Here is a 19,902-nt window from a genome sequence, read left to right as displayed (position 1 = left end):
GGCCAGGTCGATCGGTGCAGCCGAAGATCGGCAGCAGTGCGTGGAGGCCCACCCGACCACCGTCCACCCAACCGTGGCGTGCACGCCCTGCACCACACCCTCACCGGCGGCTTCGGGAGCAGCGCCGTCCGCCGCCGGCCGCCCTCGTCTGCGCCCGGGAAGCCGCCGGATCCGAGTAAGCGGCCCGCCGACGCAGGTCTGGGCCGAGCAGACAACTCGTCACGAACAGGACGCCACATGACGACGCCGAGTCCCCGGTCGGGTCAGCGGCGAAGATCGCCGCGGTCGGCGACGCCACCGACGTGCGGTGCTCCCGCGGCCGCGGGAAGCTGGACCTATGCAACCGCAGGATGACCCGTACCGGCCCGCCGTCGTCCGCTTCGCGGGGGATGTGGAGGTGAACGGGCGAACGTTCAGCGGCAACATGCGTCTGGACGTCCGGCTCCAGGACACGTGGATCCATGTCCGCGTTCCCGGCGCGGCGGCCCCGCAGTACTCCCTGCCCGTGCATGCGGTGGCCGGGGTGCACTGGGAGCACTGAGGCGAACGGCGAGGACCGGGGGCTCAGTCGCCGGACCGCGGTCACACGGCCCTCAGGACGGTTGCGGGGCGGGTGTCATGTCGTTGACGCGACGCATGGTCAGTACACCCAGGAGAAGCCCCTCGTAGTCGACGACAGGCCATACCCGCAGGTGCTTGTTCCGCATGGTTTCTGCGGCGAACTCGAGTTTCATGGCCGGCCGGGCGAAGGGGCCGCGCTGATGGGTAGTGTCGCGGACGAGGGTGTGCTCGGTGTACCACGAGCGGGCCAGGAAGACGAGCAGCGCCGACCTGGTGACCAGGCCCTCGCAGCGTCCTGCGGCGTCGCGTACGAGCAGGTAGGGCATGCCGGGGTTGTCGTCGAAGAGGTCGTTGGCCCGGTCGATGGTGGTGTCGTCGGCGATCTGGTGCTCGTGCGGTTCCATGGCGTCGGCCACGGTCAGGCGGGCGCGCGCGGGGGCGGGAAGTCGGCTGGCCACGGTGGCACCTGCGCCTGTCTCCGGGCGGCCATGGACGGCCCGGCGGTGTTGTAAACCCAGGACGATGCCGGAACGTGTACCGGATACGAGATGCCCTGGACGGCTCAAGCCTACTCCGCCGGGGAGCGGCACCGGCGGCGGACCGCCGACGGAGTAGGGTGAAGGTAGCCGAGGAAGCGCCTCCCCACCAACATTCGCGCTGGTGCCGCCCTGGGTCATGACAGGTCCGCTCGCGGACCGGACAGGCGACCTCACATGGCGCCGATGGACCTCTCCTCCTATCCCCCTCCGCTGCGGGTGGACGCGCTCGGCGCGCCGCTCCTGCCCCGGCTGCTGCTCGAAGCGACGATGTCGCGGACCGGGATGTTCGACGGCGCGTGGTGGCCGCGCTCGCGCCACGTCCAGGCCGAACTGCCCGACCTGGTCACCGCGCTCACCGCCCACCTGGGCAGTGTCCTGCGGATCGGCCTCGATACCGTGGCCTGGGACGAGGTCCCCCGCACGGTGACCGTGGACGGCCGGGTGATCCGGATCAACTGGTTCCCCGGCTGCGACTGGACCATCAGTCTCACCCGGGGCTTCCAGGACCACTTCCTGCTCCTGGTCGTCCCACCGGCTACCGACGCGGCCACGGCGTCGGCCGCGATGGCCGGAGCCTCCACGCAGCGCAATCACAGGACCTCCGCCCAACTGCTCGCCCCGGTGCACTCGGCCGGAGGCCGCGTGGCTTCCCAGGATTGACGGCCGATCAGATCAGCCGTCGCCCGCCTGGACGTCACAGGCGCAGGACGACCAGGGCGGTGTCGTCGGTGGCCCTCGGAATGGGGAGGAGATCGAGCAGGAGGGCGTCGGCGAGTAGCTCTGGAGGCAGAGTGCGGTGCGCGGCGAGGGAACGGCCGATGCGTCGAGACCGGTGCCGATGTCCTCGCCCGGCGTTTGATACGGAACGCGCCGAGCGCACGGCAGCGGACCAGGCCCCCCCGGAAGATAAGATCGCCGTCCAGTCCGAGAGTGCCCTCGACGTAGCCGAAGGTCGGCCGGGCAGTGGGTGGAGGTGAAAAGCATCCGGTCCCACCGGATGCGTCCCAGGCCTTGGTCCATCGCGTAGTTGTTGCGGGATCCCCGGGGGATCTCCACGAGGCCGAAGTCCATGTCCCGCTCCTGCCGTCGGCGTGGGTGGAAGTCCGAGGCGGGAGGCTCCCTGCGCTTCTCCGCGCTACTGCGCGCACCCGGGGAGCACAGGCACACCACAGCCGCTGCCTCCACCGCACGGTTAGCATGAAGGCGAGGGGACTGTGCATGCGGCGGCAGCCGCGGTGCGATGTCCGCCTCGCCCGTCGGCACGTCAGGTCGCGCCACCCGCCCATCCCTGCTGGATCCCTCCGCCCGGACGTCGACGCACAGCCCGCGAGCCCTGACCCCGGCCTCGGCCTCCGGCCAGGGCACGCTTGAAAGCGTCGAAGCCCGGAGCGACCCCGAGCGCCAAGGGAGACCTCAATGGCGTCCACCCTCGACACATCCGCAGACCACCGCCGCGCAGCCGACGTGATGGTCCCCGCCGACCTGCAGGTCAGCGACCACACCGCCGTGGACAAGGCCCTGGACATCCTGCACAGCGCCCACGTGGAACACCTGCTCGTCCGGGGCGACGACGGCCACTGCGTCGGCCTCGTCACCAGGGACGACCTCAGCGGCTACCTGTCCCAGCCCTGGTACAGCCAGCACGCCCGGCTGCGCGACGTCGCGCGCCCGATCGAACCCTTCGCGCACCCCGACACCCCGATCGACGCCGTCGCCAAGGCCATGCGGGAACACGACGCACACGTCTGGCCGGTCATCGACGCCGATGGCTTCGCCCTGGGCGTCATCACCGCCGAGCAACTGGGCAGCGGCAGCTGACCGACGGGGCGACGGTGCCGTCAGCTTCCGCTCCACCGTCTGCTCGTCACCGGCCCCCTCCCGCCGATGCCGGCCGGGACGCTGCGGCTCCTGCTGGGCGTCGGCGAGCAGCGGGGCCCCGAACGCCTGCCGCACGGCAGCGACCGTTGAGGCCGCGCAGCCGGGCACGGCCCGAGGGACCCGCCATGAGGATCAGGTGTCAGTCGTCGTCGGCCGAACCGTCGGTCTCACGCAGGACCACCAGGCGCACGGTGCCGTGTGCGGACGCGCGGTCGCTGTCCGGCGAGGTCGGGTACACGGTGCCGACGTGCTTCCGGATCACGTCGAGCAGCGCCAGGTCCTGGGATACGAGTTCGAGCCGGGCGACGCCGTCCGAGGACTGCCGGGCCCTGGTCTCCTCGTGTTCCCGGGCTGCGGCGGGGCCACCGCCGAGCAGGACCGAAGCGTAGGCCTCGCGGACCAGGGCCGCGATCCGTCCGGCGGTCGCGGCGTCCGCGGTGATCCGGACGTCCAGGACCGTGTGGACCCCGGAACTGTCCTCCCGCACGGAGATCCGCGTCTCCACCTGGTCTGCCGTCGTACCCATCCCGTTCTCCTGACGTGGGCCCCCGGTCCAGAGTGCCGCTGGGCATGGCGGGTCGCACCCCGGGGACCTGGATGGGCGAGCCACCTCGCGCGTCCGGGGAGAGCCGCGCAGGCTGAGGTTCATGACGATGGACACCGACCTGGAGGCCCTGACCGACCGGATCATGGACGACGTCCGCCGGGGCGATCGAGCGGCCGTGGAGCGGGCCCTGTCCGCCTGGGGGATGAAGGGCATGGCAGCCGGATTCACGGTCGCGCAGCAGCAGGATGTCCGGCTTCTCCTCGACGGCCAGGCCGAGCGGCTGCTCGACTACGCGAAGGCGAACGGAGCCACCCCGGACACGCTGAAGTGGCTCCAGGAACAGCTGAGGGAGACACGACCCACGGTCGAGTAGCAGAACCTCGGTGCCTCGGGAAGCGAGCTGCGGATCTCGGGTCGCAAGCAGCTGCTCGCCTGCACGCTCCCGGCCGGAGTGTCGAGTGCGCGAGCCGATGCGATGCTGGGACGAAGGAGGGCACCGCAGAGCGTACGCGGGTCCGCGACGGAGCGGGGCGAGGAAGTCGGGCGGCGAACCGCGCACTCACCGTGAAGCCCGCAGAGGAAGAGCGACAGGGCTGCGATGGACCGATCCGAAGGATTCGGCGAGGGCCTGCTGGGACAGCTGCTGGACCGGGCGCGAGGAATGCCGCCGCAGCTCGTCGCCCCCCTGGTGGCCGAAGCGGCGCGGGCGGTCGGCGGCCAGGAAGTCTCCATCCTCCTGCCCGACTACGGCCAGGTCACGCTGGTGCCCCTGCCGGGCCGGGGACTCGTCGTCGGAGCCCCCGTGCCCATCGGCGGCTCCCCGGCCGGTGAAGCCTTCCTGGGGACGACCACCGTCGAGTGCCCGCAGGCCGCAGGCATCCGGATGTTCGTGCCCCTGCCGGACGGTGACCACGGCGGCGTGCTCGCGGTCACCCTGGCCGACGTGAACGACGAGGACCGCAGACTGCTCCGCCGACTGGCGGCACTGGTCGCGGACATCCTGACCGCCAAGAACGGCTACACGGACCAGTTCGCCCGAGCCCGCCGTCAGGCGCCGATGAGCCTGGCAGCGGAGATCCAGTGGTCGCTGCTGCCTCCGCTGGCGATGAGCACACCGCAGGTCTCCGTCGCCGGAATCCTGGAACCGGCCTACGACATCGCCGGTGACAGCCTCGACTACGCGCTCGACGACGACATCCTGCATCTGGCCATGATCGACGCCATGGGCCACGGTCTGAACGCCGCCGTTCTGGCGACGGTCGCCATCGGCGCCTACCGGCACGCCCGGCGCGCCACCGTGGGACTCGCCGAACTGTACGCATACATGGATGCCGCCATCGACCAGCAGTTCGGGCCCGACCATTTCGTCACCGCCCAGATGATGCGCCTGAACATCGCAACGGGAACCCTGGAATGGGTCAACGCCGGCCACCCGGCACCGCTGCTGATCCGCGGCCACCACGTGCTCCAGGCACTGGACAGCCCCGGAACCCTTCCGGTCGGCTTCGGCGGAGACACACCGCAGATCAGCCGACGGCACCTGCGGCGCGGCGACCGGGTGCTGTTCTACACCGACGGCCTCGTCGAGGAGCACCGAGCGGGCGGTGAGCTGTTCGGGGAACAACGGCTGATCGCCACCGTCGAGCGCGTCGGCCCCCGCGGCGGAAGCGTCCGGGAGATGGTGCGCAGCCTCTCCGACGCCCTCATGCAGGAGCGAGGCGGTGCCACGACGGACGACGCGAGCCTCTTCCTGGTGGAGTGGCACGGAGACGCCGTCGGACAACCCGACGCGACGACGGAAGTCCACCGCGGCGGCCGACCGCAGCCCGACCGGCACAAGGGCTGAACCGCACTCGCTCCGGTTGAGTCCCCCGGTCCCAGTTGGTCATGGAGCCGCCGTGTGGCGTCACGTGGTCCACCACGAGCGCGTGGCAGCCCTTCCCTTGCGACTTGGCGTAGGTGACGCGGACCTCGCTCACCGGCAAACCCTCGAGGGCCAGGGTGCCGCTGCGGTACGGCCGAGCAACGGGCCATGGTCCGACCGCAGCCGCGAGGCATCCACGACCGCGGCCGCGGCCGCCCCCCGGAGTGTCGCCGCCGAGGGGCCTCTCCCCGCTCCCGCGCCTCTCCGACTCCGGCGGGTTGTCAGTCCACCGGGCCCAGGTGCCGGGTGCGTGCCGCCCCGTCGCCGTCGGCCCCGGTCCGGGTCGCGGTGAGGTTCTGCCGGACCGAGTCCAGGATGGTCAGACCCTGCCCCACCAACCCCGCGGCGATCTCCCCGAGGCCGTCCGCACCGTTCAGCACGTTGACGTTGGCGCCGGCCAGGCCGCCCGCCGCCTCCTTGACGATCAGCGGCAGCTGGTCGATCAGCATCCGGTCCAACGCGACCCGGTCGTTGGACGCCGCCGCCTCCGCCTGGATCCTCATCCGCTCGGCGTCGGCCAGCGCCAGCACCCGGATCCGCTCCGCCTCCGCCTCGGCGGGGCGCACCACCTCCGCGACCAGCTGCTGCTGACGCAGCTCGGCCGCCCGCTGGGCCAGCCCGGTTTGGGCCGTCAGCACCTCCTGCTGAGCGTGGGCGGCGGCCAGCGGACCGGCCTGCGCGGCCTGCGCCTGGGCGCGGTCGACCTCGGCCGTGTACTGGGCCTTGACGACCGCCGTCTGCCGGGCGTACTCGGCCTGGTTGCGGGCGGCGGCCTGCTCGGCCTCGGCTGCCGCCTGGGTCGCCTGGGCCTGGGCGATCTTCGCCTGCCGTTGGATCGCGGCCTGATGCGGGGCGGCCATCGCCGCGATGTAACCGGTCTGCCCGTCGTCGATCGACTGGATCTGCAGCGAGTCGACGATCAGACCGATCTTGCCCATCTCCGCCTTCGAGGTCTCCAGCACCTCCGTCGCCAGCTTCTGACGCTCGGTCACGATCTCCTCGACCGTCATCGACCCGATGATCGCACGCAGGTGACCGGCGAAAATCCTGCCCGTCAGCACCGACATCTGGTCCTGGTCCGACAGGAACCGCTGGCCGGCGTTGACGATGCTCTCGTTGTCGTTGCCCACCTTGAACGCGATCACGGCGCGCACGGTCAGCGCGATGCCCTGGTGGGTGACACAGTTCTCGTCGACCTCCGCCTCGCACATCGCCAGCGTCAGGAACCGCGTCTTGCGCAAGACCGGCAGCACGAACGCGCCGTGGCCAGTGACGACCCGGAACGGCGCCGCCCCCATGCCGCGTCGGCCCCCGGATATCAACATCGCCTGGTCCGGAGCCGGCACACGATAACCGAACATGGTCATCTCCTCGGTCGACAGCGCCCCCTCGGGATCCGATCGGGCCACCGGTGGCGACCCGCTCCTCCGGGCGCCGGACGCTTCCGGGGCCACCAGTGGACCTCGGCGCGACGTCGCCCCGGGCCGAAGGGGAATCCACGAGGGAGCGCATGCCGATTCGGAGATCAGGGGTGTGTCCCTTCCATCGTGCACCCGAAGGCGTACGGACGCGGTGTGGCGCGGGCATGTTCTTCGCCGACTCGGCCGACGCGGCGAGATCGGCCGCACAGACCCCGGCAACCGCCTCGCACCTCGACCGCACCCTCAGCTCCGGCCGTACCGGATCGTGTCGTCGGCGAACGGAGGACGACGGCTGCCGGTCCACAGGTCACGCGGCAGGTGTGATGCCGGTCTTGACGAAGATCTGCTTCGCCGAGTCCGAGGCGCCGGCCAGCACCGCCGCGGCCATGGCGGCGTGGGCGGCCTCGGGGTCCGCGTCGGGAGGGACGACCAGAAGCAGGAAGTGGTCGTGGGCGCCGCGGGTGAGCATCACCGTGTCGTCGCCGACCGGGGACCAGTCGATGTGCACCACCCGGTCGCCGACGGTGATCCGTCCCGGAACCTCGTCCCACGCGTCGGCGTCCAGGCCGACCCGCTCGACGGGCCCCACGTGCTCTGCCACCGCCGTGATCAGTGGCGGAAGCTCCGCGGCCAGGTCGCGTGAGCGCGGCCACCAGGCGCCGTCGTGGGCACCCAGCCGGGAGGCGGTCGTCTCCAGCCGCAGAACCACCGCGCCGGGCGCCTGCGGCCACTCGCTCGTGTCCGGCAGCAGCCTTCCCGCTGCCGGAGTGGAAGGGTCGACACTCATGGAACACCGCCTGTCCGCCGCGACGCACCGCGCGTGATGGCCTGCGTCGGCCCGCACCAAGGTCGACGCGCCCAGCCGCTTCGGAGCCGCTTCCACGCTACTCCGGTGCGGCCGGGGTAGCGTGGCTGCTGTCGCCCGCGCCGGGCCAACGACAGGATCCCGCGGCCTCCCACCGTTTCCGTCTCCAGGGTGTCCCCGGATGGGCGGGCCCGGCATCCCCACCGACCGGTGGGCCACCGACCGGCCCGCATCGTGTCGCCCGTCCCCGGGAGCTGAGCAACTGTGCAGGACGAACCGTTGCCGCCCCTCGGGCACGCCGACGTCCGCATCATCGCGGCCACACCGGACGCCGCGCGCCAGGTCGCGCTCCTGCTGCGCAGCGCGTTCGTTCAGCACCGAGCAGCGCAGCTGTCCGGCGGGTCCGGACGGGACCGGGACGAGGCTTCACCTGACCGTGGACACCACACGCGTCCCCAGGTCGCCGGGTCCGCCCCCCGGACGTTCCTCCGGCGGCGATCACCCGCGCCCCGGCGAAGTCTGAGGCAAGCACGGCCTGCCCGGACCGCGCCGGAATCGGCGGCTCAGGATCAGTCCCTTACGGCCGCCCGCAGAGTAGGGTGAAAGCACCGAGGGTTTTCCGAACACCGGCTGCAGTGCCCCTGTCGTTCTCGGCGAACGCCGACATCGGGTCTGCGCGCAGGCCCGGAGACGGGACGCCCACCATGTCCGTGTCACCTGTTCGAGCGCCTTCGGTCGCCCTTCCCCCGCCCCGCACGGAGGCGGAGTCTCCCTCGCTGCGCCTCGCGCTTCGGCCGGCCGCCGCCGCCGGCGGGCTCCCCGTCGGAGCCCTGGACGGCGCCTGGTGGCCCCGCTCGGACGACCTTCTTCGCGAACTTCCTTCTCTTGTCGCCGCGTTGGACCGGGAGTGGGGACGCATCACCCGCGTCGCCGTCAACCCGACCCACTGGCAGCCCCTGCCGCGCGAGGTCCAGGCCACCGGACACGTGGTCAAGGTCGGCTGGTTCACCACCGAGCAGGACCCGCACAAACTCCTGCTCCTCTCCTACCGCACCGGCCGCTGGGACCTGCTCGTCATACCGCCGCACACCAGCCCGGAGTCCGCCGCGCGGCTGATGGCCGCTGCCGCCGATCCGGGCGGCGCAGCCTCCGCGAGCGCCCTGATCACCGCCGAGGAGAGCTACCACCGGGACACGGAAACCTCGCCCCGCGAGGCCGGCGCGGAGGCCGCCTGGGAGTCCGAAGGCGGCGCAGCCCCGGCACCTCCGCTGACCATGCCGCTCGGCCGGGTGCACGTGTCCGAGGAACGGTGAGAGTGATGACAACGCTCCTCACCGTGCTGGTCATCGCCGCCATGATCGGAGCCTGCGCCCTGCTGATCCAGTTCGCCAACGCCCGGCACGCCGCGGCAACGAGGACCGCGGCGCACCGCCGGCACTCCCAGTGGCGCGGCAGTACCGTCCGGCACACAGGACATCTTCCCTGACAGGCCGTCGGCGACAGACCGTCGGCGCGACCGGTGAACGTGCCGCACGGCTGAGCTCCGACGCCGCTTGACCACCGATCCGCGACCGAGAGGCCCTCACCCTCATGAGCACCGACACCGCCCCCGCACCCACACCCGTCCCCCTGGCTCGCCCTCCGCTGCGGTTGTCGTTGACCCCCGACGGGTCCCGAGCCCTACTCGACGGCGCCTGGTGGCCGTACTCACGCGACCTCTTCGAGCAACTCCCCCACTTGATTGCCGAGTTGGACGGACTATGGGGTCGCATCACCCGGGCCGCCGTCCACGACACCGCCTGGACCGAGCTGCGCCACAGCCTCTCGGCCGGAACCCACGACGTGCGGGTGAACTGGTACGACCCGGGCCACGATCCTCACGCGATCACCGTCTCCTCCTATCGCATCAGGGAGTGGGAACTGCTCGTCGTGCCACCGGAGAGCGCCCCCTGGCGGGCGAAGCAGCTCATGGCCGCGGCAGCCCGTCCCGGTAACCAGCAGACTGCCCGGGCGCTCGTCGCCGACGGTCCCACACGCCCCCTGGCGACGGCGCCTCGCGGTCACATCCACATCCGCACCCGGCACACGCCCACCACCGGTGCCGATGGCTGAGCGTGCCTCCCGCGTGCCGCTCTACCTGGTCTGACGCAACGACTGCGAGGAGTACCCCGCCATGTCCACCCCGGACGTCGTCATCACCAGTAAGGCGAGCGACACGTATCACTCCCGCGAGGACTGCACGGTCTTCCTGGCAGCCCAGGACATCGCGTGCGCGGACGACGGCGGGCCTTGCGACGTCGTCCGGGTCCCGCTCGGCGAGGCCCTGGCCCACGGCCACCCTTGCCCCGCGTGCCTGCGCTGAGACCGATGCGACGGCGCAGCGAGCCCCACAGGCTTCAAGGGGCGCGTTGCCGGCGGTCTCAGAGTCTGGTCGTCGAGGAGAAGGGCGGGGAGACGCGCTGGGGGGCCGCGCCGAAGTCGACGATCACCGAGAGGTCGTCCTCCACCGCGACCACGCGGCCCAGGCCGTGCTTGTCGTGAGTCACCCGGTCGCCGACGGCGAACTGTTCGGGGGCTGGTGCCGTGGGACGCCTGAACGGGCTGGCGGACAGGGGGCGTCGAGGTCCATCAGATCGTGTCATTACCGCAAGCATGCGGCCCCGGACCCGCATCCTCATCCTGACCCGGGCCAGGGACACGCGGGGAGCCCCCCACGGTGCCCTCCTCGGCGACCGGGCTCGGCCCTGCGCCTGCCGACAACCTCATCCGCGCAGCTCAGGCGGCATGTCGGTACTCGTGGATGGCGCCGAGGCGGTCTCTCCGACGTATGTCCAGGCGTGCGATCTGCCCGGGATCGAGCGGTTCAGGCACTGCCCGTAGTGGTGCCGCCTGGTTCAAGGCTTGGTGGGGCCGGTGGGCGTTGTGATGCTGCTCGAACTCGCGTAGCGCCCGGGGCAGATGGCTCTCGTTCCAGGTCAGTGTCCGGTCAAGGAGTTCGTGACGACAGGTCTGCACCCATCGCTCCATCAGGGAGTTCATGCGCGGCACACGGACGCCGGTGAGCACGACCTCCGTAAACCCAAGCAGCCTCTGAGCTGGGCGGATGCCATTCTCGGCAGGCGCACCGTCGCGACCAACATCTGAGGGCACCCAGGACCCTGAGAACGGTGGCCCGGGGCATGGCGCTTCGGGCCACCCTCTTGCGTGGTGGGGCCGGCTTCAGGCGAGGAGGTCGTAGGCCTGCCAGCCGACGCTGATGAGGGTGCGCGGCTGGAAGGCGTGATCGGTGGTGCCGGTCCCGGTGTAGAGCCACAGCCGGCCCGCGGCGTCACGGGCGACGAGGTCGGTGTGACCGACGGCCGAGGTGTCGCCGGACTCCAGGATCGTGTTGTAGATCTGCCAACCGCCGCCCACGCGGACCCGGGCGGGGGCCGGCGCGCCGAGGTACGGGTCGCCCACCAGCCACAGCACGCCGGAACGGTCACGGGCCGCGAACCACGGCATCCAGTCGACGATCCCCGCCCCGGCGACGGCGTTGTAGGAGGCGAGCGGCAGCCCCTGCCACACCGACGAGCCGAGCGGGTCGGCCGCACTGCCGGTTCCGTGGAACACCATGTCGTTGCCGATGTCCACCATGTCGGCCTGACCGTCCCCGCTGAGTGCCCCGGCGGTGACGAGCCGAGCCGACGGGTGGTAGCCGTGCATCGGTATCAACACGCGCGGCAGGAACGGTCGCGTGGCCTGACCGGTGCCCCTGTACAGCCACAACCGCCCGGCGGTGTCGCGGGCGACCAGGTCGTCGCGGCCGTCGCCGGTCAGGTCGCCGGCGGCGACGAGGTTCGTGTAGGCGTTCCAGCCGCCGCCGACCCTGATACGGGTGCCGTACGGAGCCGCGGCGCGGCCGGTGCCGGGGTAGAGCCACAGGGCGCCGGAGTGGTCGCGGGCCAGCAGATCGGCCTTGCCGTCGCCGGTGAAATCGTGCGTCAGGCAGGCGTGGCGCTGCACGGCGATGGCCTGGTTGGTGGTCGGGGAGACGACCGTGCCGTCGGAGGCGTGGAGTTGGAACGCGGCGCTGATCGTGCCCGGGTGGATCGCGCAGGTGGCGTAGAACTCCAACTGCCACAGCCGCTGGGCGGACGAGCCCGCCTGGAGCTCCGAGGGCATGTCGACCGCGGGCAGGACCCAGGTCAGCGACCCGTCCGCGCCGATCGTCGGCGTCACCACGGGCTGCGGCACATTGCCCCACCCGGCCCCGGCCTCGAGCCGGACGGCCGAGGCGAACTGCTGCGCGGTCCAGCCCGCCGCCTTCAGCCGGGCGGCGCTCAGCGTGATGGTCGGGTAGGCCGCGGGCAGCGCCGGGCCGATGCTGGACTGGTAGGACAGCTCGTACCTGTCCCGGGTCTGCTGGAGCAACGGCATGGTGGTCCGGTCGTCGCCCCGCACCCCGGAGGCCGACGTCCAGTCGTCGGACCCGCTGTAGGAGACCGCCGACACCGTCGTGGGAGCGCTACTCGACTCGACCCGGCCGGAGGCTCGGTCCACGACCTCCGCCGTGACCGTGAGGGGCAGGTTCGGGTTCTGCTCGTACCAGCCGACCTGACGGATGAACGCCTGCCCGGCGCTGACCGGCTGGTACTCGTTGAACAACGTGATCGTCTGGGTGGTCCCCTGCGCGTCCGTCACCGTCGTGGTCTGGTCCAGAACCGAATACTGGTAGGTGCTCACCGACAGCTTCGGGTCCGCCGAGTGGAACACCAACACCACGTCAGCCGACGTCACCGGAGCCGCGCCCACCGTCGCCGTCACATGGTACGGATCGATCCCGTTGTCCAACGAGGCGCCTGCAACGTGATCCCAGGCGACACCTGATCCGCCGCGGCGGGAGGGACGGGAGCAAGACAGAGCAAACACGCCGATCCCGCAGCCAACAGGCGCGGAACGAACGGATGTACACGCATCGGACGATCCCCTCCGACGGCCGGGCCCCCACGTCTGAGCGCATCGACCGCATTCGAACCACTGACAGCGCCGCCGATCATACGGCCAGACTCGCGTCGCATGAGAAGGGCATCCACCCCTCGCTTCGAACACGAGCTGCGTCCTGAACGGACGCCCTGACTCGACGGCCTCATTCGAAGAGCACATCACTCGAGCAAAGCCAAGCCCACTCGCCGTCGATACGCAGCAAGTCCTCAGTGTCAGGGCCAACGGAAGCAACCATCTGCGGCTTCTCGCTCCCGACGGCCGAACAGGCGCTTGAGGCGGTGCCGCGCGCTGCGGTCACCATACCGAGAATCATCAAGGGCCCGTCAGTGATTCGACGGGGCCGTGCTGTTCTCGGGCTTGCGACAGTGCGCTAACCTTCCCCCGCAACTCGTGGGGATCATGGGATGTCGTTGCTGGGGGGCTTCCGGACTCGCGCAGAGGCCTTTTCCCGCCTGTCGGTCGTGACCACCCACCTCGGACCTTTTCCTACGGGAGACGTGCGTGAACCGCTCTTCCCTGCTCCGCCTCACGGCCACCGTGGCCGTCCTCGGTACCACCGCCCTCGGGTACGGCCCGACGGCCCTCGCCGCGACGCCGGCCGCGCACACGGCGCCGGACACGGTCATTCCGCCGGCCACGACCAGCAGCCCGCGCGCGGACACGCTCGTCAACGCAGGGCCCAGCGGTTTCCTGCACGCCCCTGAGGGCGACCGGAACCGTGTGTGGTCGTCCGACTCGGGGAAGGACACCCTGCTCTCGGCACTGTTCACCAACGCCACCGTCGCCCACGGGGCCGATGTCCTGGTGGCAAACCCGACCGGCCAGCGCTTCCTGCTGCAGGACATGAACTCCGGGGCGGACACCTGGTTCACCCTTCCCGCCGGCGAGATTTCCCAGGGCGCCTTCGGCTCGCGCCTCGTCAGCCTCGCGCCGGCGTCCGGCTCCACCCCGGCCGCCCTGCACATCTTCAGCTCGGCGGGCGGCCAGCAGACGATGACGACAGCCACCGGCTGGCCGAGCGGTTCCCGTATCGGCTGGGTGGTGGGCGGGGACGCCAGTGACGCCCTGATGACCTACATGCAGGGCTCTCAGGAAGGCCTGGCGCTGATCGATCTGAGCAGCGGACAGGTCACCTCCGTGTTCAGCGATCTTCCCACGAGCCAGTTCGGCACGGTTCTCACGGACCAGTACGTCGGCTGGCACTCCTACGGCGCCACGCCGGTTCTGCACTTCGTGCCCCGCGCCGACCCCGGCGCCACGGAGTCGACCGTGTCGATCCCCAAGCCGCAGATATCCGGAGCCACGGGCATCGCCCTGGGCGGGATCGCGGTCGCGGGCGGCAACCTGCTCCTGGGGTACGCCTACCAGTCCGGCACCCCTTCGACCACGCAGGACACGCTATACCAGATGCCCCTGACCGGCGGCACGCCGACGCCGCTGATGGCGCAGATCTCGCGCGGCCAGATGGACGCGCTGTCCAGCGGAGCAGTGGTGCTCGGCGGGTCCTCGGCCTCCGACTGGGGCGTGCACCGGTTCACCGCAGCCGCCGACGGTTCGGTCGCCTCCGCGCTGGTGTACTCCGACGCTCAGGCACCGTACGCCGTCCGCGGGCTCTCCGCCGACAACGGCAGTATCGAGGTCATCACGGGCGTCGACGCCCAGGACGAACGACTGTCGAGCCGCACCGTCCAGTGGGGCGGCACCGCACCCACATACGGGTCCCCGTCGTTCGCCTTGCCGCCGGTGTCCACGGACTGCTCCGCCGCGCCCACGTGCGCGCCACCGATCGCCAACCCGTGGGGTGTCGCGCAGCTCGCACGGAACGGCAGCGCGCCCTACGACGCGATCCAGGTGACGGGCGCCGGCTACAGCGTCTACCCGGGCACCAGCGGCGGCACCCTGGTGGACGCGAACGGCAACTGGGTGGTCTACAACGGCTCCAACGGCACGCAGTACATCGGCACCAACACCGTCCCGGGGCTGTCCGAGGACGTCCTGTGGACACGTCCGGCGGGCGCCGCCGCCCTGACGGACGGCTCCTACGAGTGGGCTGCGGGCACCACTCCGGGCTCGGTCGGCCTGATCGACCTGGCCCGCAAGGCGACCCAGCAGACCGTGCAGACCGGTGCCCCCTGCGTCCCGAGCGAGCTGCAGACCGCGGCTGACCGCTGGATCTACTGGTCCTGCGGAGTCTCCGGCCCCGCCGGTGTCTACGACCTGACGACCCACCAGGACGTCACCGTCCCCTCCGGCTATGCCGAGCTCGGCGACGGCTACGTGGTCACCCACGACGAGACGCGCGGCGAACTCGTCCTCACCGACCTCCACACCGACACCCCCGTCACCTCCGACCTGGCCCCCCTCCCCGCGGGCGCGGTCGCCGACGACCGGAACACCACCTGGACCGTGGACAGGTCCAGCGGTGGCGGCGTCGCCTACGTGGACGCACAGAGCGGCATCCACCTGGTCAATCCGCAGGTCCCGGCCTCCCCGACGCAGCCGACGGTCAGCACCACCCTCCAGGCCGGCCAACAGCTGGCCCCGGGCGGCGTGATCACCGGCTACGACACCGCGCTGGTCATGCAGCCCGACGGCAACCTGGTGCTGTTCCTGCAGATCAGCGGTAATCAGCGCGGCCCGGCCATCTGGTCGAGCAACACCTCCGGCCACCCCGGCGCCCACGCCGTCATGCAGCCCGACGGCAACCTGGTCGTCTACTCCACGTCCGGTGCCGCCCTCTGGTCGAGCCACACCAACGGCCACCCGGGCGCGTACATCACCCTGCAGCACGACAGCAACCTCGTCCTCTACGCGGCGAACGGCTCCGCTCTGTGGTCCACGGGCACGAACGTCCGCGGGCAGCAGATCCCCGTCGGCACGGTCATGAAGCCGGGGTGGTGGACCCAGGCCCAGACCACCTACCTGGCCGTGCAGGCTGACGGCAACCTCGTCCTGTACCGCACCGTCGACAACAAGGTGCTGTGGTCGAGCCAGACCTACGGCCACCCCGGCGCCTACGCGGTGATGCAGCCCGACGGCAACCTCGTCGTCCACCGCCCGGGTGGAGCGGCCCTGTGGTCCACCCGCACCAACAACCACCCCGGCGCCCACGCGATCGTGCAGAACGACGGCAACTTCGTCGTCTACCGCTCCGGCGGCGGCCCGACCAGCGGTGGCGCGCTCTGGGCCTCCGGCACCAGCGCGAAGTAGCGGCGGCACGCTCCACAACCCGGTCAACGGTCAGGTCAGTGGTGTCAGCATCTTCTCCCAGGCGCTGACGCCCGACCAGGTCCCCCAGCTCTGGTCCGACACCAAGTAGCTGTCTCCTGCCGACGGGGTCCGTGGGCCGCAAGACCGGCCCACGGACCCCGTCCCATCCCGCGGCACCGCCGCGCTCTCTCCCGCCTGCACCCATTCACCGGAGTTCTCCTCGTGAAGCCATCTCGCCGCGCACTCGCGGCAGCCACCGCCGTCCTGCTCGGCCTGGCCCCGCTCACCCTCGCCACTGCCTCACCGGCGTCAGCGGAGACCGCACTGCCGATCGCCCACTTCTCCCACCTGGTCGTCGACCAGACCCACGGCCACCTCTTCATCAGCGGCGGCAGCGGCACCACTTCGATCCTGGTCACCGATTTCCAGGGCGCGACCGTCTCCAGCATCCCCGTGCCCAGCGGCGCCACGGGCCTCGCCCTCTCGCCCGACGGCGCGACCGTGTACGCGGCGCTGCCGGACAGCGACACCATCACGGCGATCGACACCACCACGCTGACGCAGAAGGCCACCTACCCCACCGGTACCGGCACCCGCCCCGACTCCCTGGCCACCTCCGACGGCAGGATCTGGTTCGGCTACGGTCCCGAAGGCCACGGCAACATCGGCTCCCTCGCCGCGGACGGGACCGTCGCCCTCGACCGCGACACGCAGGACTGGCCCTACGCTCCGACCCTCGCCACCACAAACGGCGCACCGGGCCTGCTGGTCGCCGGCACCGAGGACTGGAACACCGGCACCGCGCCCTTCTCCGTCTACACCGCCGACGCAACCGGCCTGACCCGCACGGCCCACACATCCCTTGGCGTCAGCGACCTCAGCGACTTCGCGCTCACCCCTGACGGCAAGGACATCGCCGTCGGCTCCTTCGCCACCGTCAACGGCGGCCGCTACCGCACCAGCGACCTCACCGCCGACAGCAACTACTTCGCCGGGCTCCCCGGCACCATGCTCTCCATAGCCGGCGACGGCACCGTGGCCGTGACCAACAACATCCGCAACATCCGCGTCACCGCCGCCGACGGCAGCGGCATCTACAACGGCTACTTCACCGGCCCTGACCGCCGCGTCGCCCCGCACGGCCTCGCATGGGCCAGCGACGAAAGCCGTCTCTTCGCAGTCACCACCGACGACTCCGGCGACAGCCCGGCTCTGCAGATCCAGACCCAGCCCGAGGTCGCCTCGACCAACCTCGGCTACTTCCCGACGGGAACCTACGCCCCGGGCGAGCCGATCACCCTGATGATCGCCGACAACGGCGGTGTCCCCTTTCACCCTGGCGACGCCCTGACCGTCACCCGCTTCGACGCCGACCACCCCCAGGGCGTCGCCCTGCCGAGTCTGTCCATGGCTCCGGGCAACGGCTGGCCGACCCTCCACGACACCGCCCCCACCCACGGGCCGCTCAGCTACCGCTTCGACTACGCAGGCGGTCCCCATCACGCACCGGCCACCCTGAGCGTCACCGTTCCCCTCGCCGCCTACGCGCCCACGCTCACCCTTCACGCGCCGGCCGCCGCAGCCCGGGGCGCCGCCCTGGCCGTGACGGGCCGGCTCACCTGGCCCCATGCCCACGTGGACACCGGAAGCCTGCACGTCACGCGAACCGATCTGGCCCACCCGCACGGCTACGGCATCGGCACCGTACCCGTCGGCGCAGACGGCACGTTCACCGTCCACGATGCGCCCGGCATCGGCGGCACGAACACGTACAGCTTCACCTACGACGGCGGCACCACCTACCTCCCCGTCACCGAGTCCGCCACGGTCCAGGTCACCCGTGCCAATACCACCGTCACCGTCCGCACCGACAAGTCCGTCTACAACTACGACGGTTGGGCCAAGGTCACCGCCCACCTCGGCACCACCTACAACGGTCGCACCCTCACCCTGACCGCCTACCCCGCCGGCGGCACCCCCACTACCCTGAAGACCGGCACCGTCGACGCGAACGGCAACCTCACGGCCTGGTACAAGCTCACCCGCAATACGACCTTCAGTGCCGCCTTCACCGGCGACTACCGCTACAACCCCACCAACGGGACCACCACCGCCTACACCCACGCAGTGGTCACCGACACCCTGCTGCAACACGTCGGCACCACCCGCATCAACGGCACCGTCTACCAGCTCTACATGCGCGACACCACCCTCCAACCGCTCCTGCAGACCACCGTCGCCCCCGACCACTCCGGGCAGGGCCTCGCCGTCCTCCTCCAGCGCTACGCGGCAGGCAGCTGGCACACCGTCAGCACCGACAACAGCTACCGCCTCAAGAGCCACAGCGGCGTCGACATCCCGCTCCCCTGGGCCCACCTGGCCGACTACACCCTCTACCGCGTCATCGTGGAATACACCCACGACAGCACCGACACCGGCAACATCGACACCTGGGGCAACTGGCAGTACTTCACGGTCCGACCCCACCCGTGACCACACGCGTAGGGTCGGACCGGGGCACGGTGCTGGCGTGGCCGTCAGTCCGTTTCCCCGGCCCGCCCTCCGAACCCGCCGTGCGCCTCTCAGCGCAACGGGCTCTCCACGGACCCTGTCGTTGGGTGGGGTTCGTCAGCTCAGCGGCCAGGGCTTGGGGATCTTGGTGCCTCGGTAGGAGTACCGGGTGACCGGGACTTTGCCGAGGTCGAACAGGTTGACGCGCCAGCCGCAGGACCAGGCGGCGGACCGAGACGACCGTGCGCGGACGCTGTGAGTGCCGAAATCCCTATCCGCGCAGGCCAAGCGGCATGTCGGTACTCGTGGAGGACTCCGCCGAGTTGGTCTCGGCGTGTGTCCAGGCGCTCGACCTGGTGCCGTTCGAGTCGTGTGGGCAGGGCTCGCTAACTGATCGTTTCAGAAAGAGATCTTGGTCCAGGGCTGCCGGGCTGGCGTGTCCGTGCCACCAGCAAGTACCGGTTCTGAAACCCCGAGGATTTGCAGGCTGAGCTTCGGGGCGGGACGGCCAGCGGACTGGCTCATCGGGTTCGATAGCGTGCAGCTGTGGAAGATCCCGATGCGTTGCTGGCAAAGATCCTGAAGTGGGTGGGCAAGGACCCCCGGGTCACTGGTGTTGTGCAGACCGGCTCCCGCGCCCGTGGCCTTCGCGTGGACCAGTACTCAGACCTGGACATCGAGTTGATCGGCCCGGGTTGGAAGGAGTTGGCCGCCGAGGACTCGTGGTTCCATGTGTTGGGCGACGTGATGGTGGCCCTGCCGTTTGAGTCCGACGGTTCGCCTGACGCGGACCCGTCGTGGCCGACCCGTCTGGTTGTCTACGCGGGCGGGCGAAAGGTGGACTTCACCGTGGCCGGCGAAGAGCGCATCACCCGGATGATCTCGGGGGGCCTCGATCCGCTCTACGACCACGGGTTCATCGTGCACTGCGACAAGACCGAGCTTCTTCGCCGCCTGCCGCCCGCGCGTGTGGCTCCTCCGGTGCACCCGCTGCCCCGGGAGGAGGAGTACCGGCGAACGGTGACGGAGTTCTGGTTCGAGGCGTCTCAGGTGCCGGTATACGTGGCACGCGACGATCTGTGGGTCGCCCAATTCCGGCAGAACACCATGCGCGAGATGCTTCTGCGGATGCTGGAGTGGTTCGCGCAGACTGATCCGGACGATCCCCGCGAAACCTGGCACATAGGTCACCACATGAAGGAGTGGCTCCCCGAGGACTACTGGAGGCGCGTCGCCGGGACATTTGGCCGCCTGGACGCCGAGGACGTCATGACCGCACACCAGGCGAGCATGGATCTCTTCGAAGCGGCATCCCGTGAGGTTGCGCGCCGCCTGAGCTTCCCAGGACAAGCGCAGCTGGGTGACCGGGTCCGGGCCGCGATCACTGAGAACTTCTGAGATCAGCCGCTGACCGGAGCGGTCCTGACCGCCGCCCCGCCATGCCCGCAGCTGCCCAGCTGGCGGGTCATCAAAGCCACTGATCGTTTCGGGCTGAGAACTTGATCTCGATCGCCTGGCGG

General features: G+C 70.7%; 19 protein-coding genes. 12 read left to right on the top strand and 7 right to left on the bottom strand.

All coding sequences use genetic code 11. The features are described from left to right. The first annotated feature begins 337 nt into the window (after positions 1-337). Positions 338-541 carry a hypothetical protein gene (locus TR48_RS08290; RefSeq protein WP_042365277.1) on the top strand — a complete coding sequence of 68 codons (204 nt, stop codon included), beginning with the start codon at positions 338-340 and terminating at the stop codon, positions 539-541. A gap of 52 nt (positions 542-593) precedes the next feature. Here TR48_RS08290 and TR48_RS40145 read toward each other — a convergent pair whose 3' ends face one another. After that, positions 594-1,019 carry a CBS domain-containing protein gene (locus TR48_RS40145; RefSeq protein WP_042365276.1) on the bottom strand — a complete coding sequence of 142 codons (426 nt, stop codon included), beginning with the start codon at positions 1,017-1,019 and terminating at the stop codon, positions 594-596. Positions 1,020-1,274: 255 nt separating this feature from the next. On the opposite strand from TR48_RS40145, the gene TR48_RS08280 reads away from it, so the two are divergent. Both TR48_RS08280 and TR48_RS08275 read left to right on the top strand, forming a co-directional pair. Beyond that, positions 1,275-1,760, top strand: a complete 486-nt coding sequence (locus tag TR48_RS08280; protein ID WP_052442490.1) for a DUF5994 family protein — start codon at positions 1,275-1,277, stop codon at positions 1,758-1,760. A gap of 756 nt (positions 1,761-2,516) precedes the next feature. Further along, a complete protein-coding gene (locus TR48_RS08275; protein WP_042365275.1) occupies positions 2,517-2,918 on the top strand; it encodes a CBS domain-containing protein in 402 nt (133 codons plus the stop codon). Positions 2,919-3,117: 199 nt separating this feature from the next. On the opposite strand, the gene TR48_RS08270 is transcribed toward TR48_RS08275, so the two are convergent. Further along, positions 3,118-3,504 carry a hypothetical protein gene (locus TR48_RS08270; protein ID WP_042365274.1) on the bottom strand — a complete coding sequence of 129 codons (387 nt, stop codon included), beginning with the start codon at positions 3,502-3,504 and terminating at the stop codon, positions 3,118-3,120. A gap of 121 nt (positions 3,505-3,625) precedes the next feature. On the opposite strand from TR48_RS08270, the gene TR48_RS08265 reads away from it, so the two are divergent. Both TR48_RS08265 and TR48_RS08260 read left to right on the top strand, forming a co-directional pair. Continuing rightward, positions 3,626-3,898, top strand: coding sequence for a hypothetical protein (locus TR48_RS08265; RefSeq protein WP_042365273.1), 273 nt, complete (start codon positions 3,626-3,628; stop codon positions 3,896-3,898). Positions 3,899-4,123: 225 nt separating this feature from the next. Next, the gene (locus TR48_RS08260; protein WP_042365272.1) at positions 4,124-5,371 is read left to right on the top strand and encodes a PP2C family protein-serine/threonine phosphatase; all 1,248 of its coding nucleotides are present in this window, start codon (positions 4,124-4,126) and stop codon (positions 5,369-5,371) included. 299 nt (positions 5,372-5,670) lie between these two features. Here TR48_RS08260 and TR48_RS08255 read toward each other — a convergent pair whose 3' ends face one another. Together TR48_RS08255 and TR48_RS08250 are read right to left on the bottom strand one after the other, a co-directional pair. Next, entirely contained in the window at positions 5,671-6,810 is a 1,140-nt protein-coding gene (locus TR48_RS08255) for an SPFH domain-containing protein (protein ID WP_042365330.1), read from the bottom strand. A 367-nt stretch (positions 6,811-7,177) separates the two neighbouring features. Then, complete coding sequence (locus TR48_RS08250; RefSeq protein ID WP_052442489.1) at positions 7,178-7,657, bottom strand: DUF5994 family protein; 480 nt, start codon at positions 7,655-7,657, stop codon at positions 7,178-7,180. Between the two features lie 722 nt (positions 7,658-8,379). Here TR48_RS08250 and TR48_RS44660 point away from each other — a divergent pair. The 4 genes from TR48_RS44660 to TR48_RS08235 all read left to right on the top strand — a co-directional run bounded on the left by TR48_RS44660 (position 8,380) and on the right by TR48_RS08235 (position 10,037). Beyond that, the gene (locus TR48_RS44660; RefSeq protein ID WP_042365271.1) at positions 8,380-8,988 is read left to right on the top strand and encodes a DUF5994 family protein; all 609 of its coding nucleotides are present in this window, start codon (positions 8,380-8,382) and stop codon (positions 8,986-8,988) included. Between the two features lie 2 nt (positions 8,989-8,990). Beyond that, on the top strand, positions 8,991-9,161 hold the full coding sequence (locus TR48_RS43010; protein WP_161789791.1) for a hypothetical protein: 171 nt from the start codon (positions 8,991-8,993) through the stop codon (positions 9,159-9,161). A 104-nt stretch (positions 9,162-9,265) separates the two neighbouring features. Continuing rightward, complete coding sequence (locus TR48_RS08240; protein WP_042365270.1) at positions 9,266-9,787, top strand: DUF5994 family protein; 522 nt, start codon at positions 9,266-9,268, stop codon at positions 9,785-9,787. 61 nt (positions 9,788-9,848) lie between these two features. After that, entirely contained in the window at positions 9,849-10,037 is a 189-nt protein-coding gene (locus tag TR48_RS08235; protein WP_042365269.1) for a hypothetical protein, read from the top strand. A 58-nt stretch (positions 10,038-10,095) separates the two neighbouring features. Here the strand turns inward: TR48_RS08235 and TR48_RS46255 are convergent, their stop codons facing one another. The 3 genes from TR48_RS46255 to TR48_RS08225 form a co-directional block, all read right to left on the bottom strand. Beyond that, the gene (locus TR48_RS46255; RefSeq protein WP_268873566.1) at positions 10,096-10,221 is read right to left on the bottom strand and encodes a hypothetical protein; all 126 of its coding nucleotides are present in this window, start codon (positions 10,219-10,221) and stop codon (positions 10,096-10,098) included. A gap of 229 nt (positions 10,222-10,450) precedes the next feature. Continuing rightward, a complete protein-coding gene (locus TR48_RS40135) occupies positions 10,451-10,741 on the bottom strand; it encodes an integrase core domain-containing protein (protein ID WP_369405562.1) in 291 nt (96 codons plus the stop codon). Between the two features lie 153 nt (positions 10,742-10,894). Then, complete coding sequence (locus TR48_RS08225; RefSeq protein ID WP_161789790.1) at positions 10,895-12,454, bottom strand: FG-GAP repeat domain-containing protein; 1,560 nt, start codon at positions 12,452-12,454, stop codon at positions 10,895-10,897. Between the two features lie 708 nt (positions 12,455-13,162). Between TR48_RS08225 and TR48_RS08220 the strand changes: the two genes are divergently transcribed. The 3 genes from TR48_RS08220 to TR48_RS08210 all read left to right on the top strand — a co-directional run bounded on the left by TR48_RS08220 (position 13,163) and on the right by TR48_RS08210 (position 19,780). Then, a complete protein-coding gene (locus TR48_RS08220) occupies positions 13,163-15,871 on the top strand; it encodes a hypothetical protein (RefSeq protein WP_042365267.1) in 2,709 nt (902 codons plus the stop codon). 222 nt (positions 15,872-16,093) lie between these two features. After that, positions 16,094-18,364, top strand: coding sequence for an RHS repeat domain-containing protein (locus tag TR48_RS08215; RefSeq protein ID WP_042365266.1), 2,271 nt, complete (start codon positions 16,094-16,096; stop codon positions 18,362-18,364). A gap of 564 nt (positions 18,365-18,928) precedes the next feature. Then, complete coding sequence (locus TR48_RS08210) at positions 18,929-19,780, top strand: aminoglycoside 6-adenylyltransferase (RefSeq protein WP_084729022.1); 852 nt, start codon at positions 18,929-18,931, stop codon at positions 19,778-19,780. Positions 19,781-19,902 lie beyond the last annotated feature (122 nt).

The sequence above is a fragment of the Streptacidiphilus neutrinimicus genome (assembly GCF_000787815.1).
In the GTDB taxonomy this organism is placed as follows: domain Bacteria; phylum Actinomycetota; class Actinomycetes; order Streptomycetales; family Streptomycetaceae; genus Streptacidiphilus; species Streptacidiphilus neutrinimicus.
The sequence above is the reverse complement of the archived record's forward strand: the minus strand, read 5'-3'. Positions and strand labels throughout refer to the sequence as shown.

Coding starts and splice junctions, on each gene's coding strand:
- TR48_RS08290 (WP_042365277.1), top strand. CDS start 338: ATGCAACCGCAGGATGACCCGTACCGGCCCGCCGTCGTCCGCTTCGCG.
- TR48_RS08280 (WP_052442490.1), top strand. CDS start 1,275: ATGGCGCCGATGGACCTCTCCTCCTATCCCCCTCCGCTGCGGGTGGAC.
- TR48_RS08275 (WP_042365275.1), top strand. CDS start 2,517: ATGGCGTCCACCCTCGACACATCCGCAGACCACCGCCGCGCAGCCGAC.
- TR48_RS08270 (WP_042365274.1), bottom strand. CDS start 3,504: ATGGGTACGACGGCAGACCAGGTGGAGACGCGGATCTCCGTGCGGGAG.
- TR48_RS08265 (WP_042365273.1), top strand. CDS start 3,626: ATGACGATGGACACCGACCTGGAGGCCCTGACCGACCGGATCATGGAC.
- TR48_RS08260 (WP_042365272.1), top strand. CDS start 4,124: ATGGACCGATCCGAAGGATTCGGCGAGGGCCTGCTGGGACAGCTGCTG.
- TR48_RS08255 (WP_042365330.1), bottom strand. CDS start 6,810: ATGTTCGGTTATCGTGTGCCGGCTCCGGACCAGGCGATGTTGATATCC.
- TR48_RS08250 (WP_052442489.1), bottom strand. CDS start 7,657: ATGAGTGTCGACCCTTCCACTCCGGCAGCGGGAAGGCTGCTGCCGGAC.
- TR48_RS44660 (WP_042365271.1), top strand. CDS start 8,380: ATGTCCGTGTCACCTGTTCGAGCGCCTTCGGTCGCCCTTCCCCCGCCC.
- TR48_RS08240 (WP_042365270.1), top strand. CDS start 9,266: ATGAGCACCGACACCGCCCCCGCACCCACACCCGTCCCCCTGGCTCGC.
- TR48_RS08235 (WP_042365269.1), top strand. CDS start 9,849: ATGTCCACCCCGGACGTCGTCATCACCAGTAAGGCGAGCGACACGTAT.